General features: G+C 72.8%; 3 protein-coding genes. 2 read left to right on the top strand and 1 reads right to left on the bottom strand.

Annotated elements, in window-relative coordinates:
* Together ABZ641_RS34740 and ABZ641_RS34735 are read left to right on the top strand one after the other, a co-directional pair.
* Window positions 1-625, top strand: a 625-nt coding sequence (locus ABZ641_RS34740; RefSeq protein WP_359988351.1) for a GNAT family N-acetyltransferase, incomplete at its 5' end; no start/stop codon positions are given.
* 194 nt (window positions 626-819) lie between these two features.
* On the top strand, window positions 820-1,176 hold the full coding sequence (locus tag ABZ641_RS34735; protein ID WP_344627611.1) for a DUF6204 family protein: 357 nt from the start codon (window positions 820-822) through the stop codon (window positions 1,174-1,176).
* An 81-nt stretch (window positions 1,177-1,257) separates the two neighbouring features.
* On the opposite strand, the gene ABZ641_RS34730 is transcribed toward ABZ641_RS34735, so the two are convergent.
* Window positions 1,258-2,048, bottom strand: a 791-nt coding sequence (locus ABZ641_RS34730; RefSeq protein WP_359988349.1) for an ABC transporter substrate-binding protein, incomplete at its 5' end; no start/stop codon positions are given.

Below are 2,048 nucleotides of genomic sequence, written 5' to 3'. Positions count from 1 at the left end.
CACCGGAGGAGAGACCATGACCACCACCGCCCCGACCGCCGTCCGGGAGACCGCCCCCGCCGCCGTCCACGAGCAGACCGTGCCCGGCTTCGGGACGGTCGCCGTCCGCCCGCTGGACCCGTCCGGCGACGCCGCCCTGGTGCACGGCTGGGTGAACGAGGAGAGAGCGCGCTTCTGGGGCATGGTCGGCCACACCCGCGAGACGGTCCGCCGGATCTACGCCTACGTGGACTCGCTCGACACCCACCACGCCTACATCGTGGAGCGGGACGGCACGCCCGTCGCCCTCTTCCAGACCTACCAGCCCGAACACGACCCAGTCGGCGAGTGCTACCCCGTCCGGCCGGGCGACTTCGGCGTCCACCTGCTCCTCGCGCCCGCCGACGGCGAGCCCGCCCCCGGTTTCACCGCGGGCCTGATCACCGCCCTGCTCGGCTTCGTCTTCGCCGACCCCTCCCGGCTCCGCATCGTCGCCGAACCCGACGCCCTCAACGAGAAGTCGATAGCCCGCACGCTGCGCACCGGCTTCGAGCTCGGCCCGCAGATCGACCTGCCCCACAAGCGGGCCCAGCTGGTCTTCCTCACCCGCGAGGCGGTCGCCCAGGCCCTCGCCGCCCGTTCGTAGGAGTCGTCCTCGGAGCGGACCCGGGCCGTCGGTCCAGGGGCGCGTGGGGGCACCTCCCGGCCGAAGGCCGGGGAGAACCGCGCAGTCCGGGGGCGGGTGTCACGACAGCACGGGCCCGGTCGTGCTGTGCGCGGCGGCCGGCCCCGCGGAAAAGGGGGTGCACCGATCGCCGGCCGCCGCCTAGGGTCGGCGGGGTGAGTACCCGCGACTTCCGAATCACCGTCCGAGGCGTCTTCGACGGCCTCGACGAGGCGCAGCGCGCCGAACTCCTCGCGAACGCCGCCGAGCACGACGTGCTGCGCGCGGCCTTCACCCCCGAAGGGCACCTGAGCTACGACATCGCCGCCCGCACGGCCTTCACCTTCCGCTTCGCGGACGGCGGCGAGGCCGAGGAGGACATCCTCGACGCCACCGAGCGGGCCGAGACCGCGGCCGCGGCCTGGCTGACCGGGCACGGCTACGGCTTCAAGAACCTCCGCTCGCAGGCCGAGGACCTCTCGCAGGCCGCCCTCGGCAAGCGCCGCCGCCGCGAGGCCGTCCGCGGGCTCTGACCCGCTGCCCGGGAGGGCCGGGAGGGCCGCCGTCCCCGCTCGGGGGATGTGGGGACGGCGGCGGTACCCGGGGCGCGGCGGCTACTTCTGCCAGCCGACCGAGGTGATGACGGTGTCGGCGAGGCTGCCCGCGCCGAAGTTGGCGAGGCCCTTGCGGACGGCGACGATGCTCGGCCGCTGGTACAGCTCGACGGTGTGGCCGAGCTCCCAGATCCGGACGTCCGCCTGGTTGTAGAGGTCGGCGGCCTGTGCCGGGTCGAGGGTCGCCGCGGCCTTGCGCAGCAGCGAGTCGATCTCGGGCGTGCTCAGCTTGGAGTAGTTGCCGAACACGTTGTCGCCCTGCGGCGCACGGTAGATCGGCACCGTCCTGGAGAGCGGGAACGAGCCGGTGTTGCGCCAGCTCGCGAGGTCGAACCGGCCCTGGTTGATGTACTTCGAGAAGTACTCCTTGCTCGGCACCTTGTCGATCGACAGCTTGACCCCGACCTGCTGCAGCATGCTCTGCACCGCGGCCGCCAGGTCCGCCTGGGCCTGGGTGGATCCGTCGCTCATCACGTAGTGCAGCTCCAGCGGGTGCCCGTCCTTGCCGCGGGTGCCGCCGGCGTCCTTCCAGCCGGCCTCGTCGAGCAGCTTGCCGGCCACCGCCGGGTCGTACTTCACCCAGTCGCCGGCGTTGGCCCGGTAGCCGCTCTGGTTGGTCATGAACAGGTGGCTGTCCAGCGGCTTGAACTCCACCGGCACGCCCTTGTTGGCGATCTTGATCAGTGAGGCGCGGTCCAGCGCCCGGCCGAGCGCCTGACGGACCTTCTGGTCGGCGAGCGCGCCGTTCCCGCCGAAGGAGATGTGCACCTCGTCCCAGGGCGTGCCGGTGC

The sequence above is a fragment of the Kitasatospora sp. NPDC007106 genome (genome assembly GCF_040634455.1).
Classification (GTDB): Bacteria; Actinomycetota; Actinomycetes; order Streptomycetales; family Streptomycetaceae; genus Kitasatospora; species Kitasatospora arboriphila.
The sequence above is the reverse complement of the archived record's forward strand: the minus strand, read 5'-3'. Positions and strand labels throughout refer to the sequence as shown.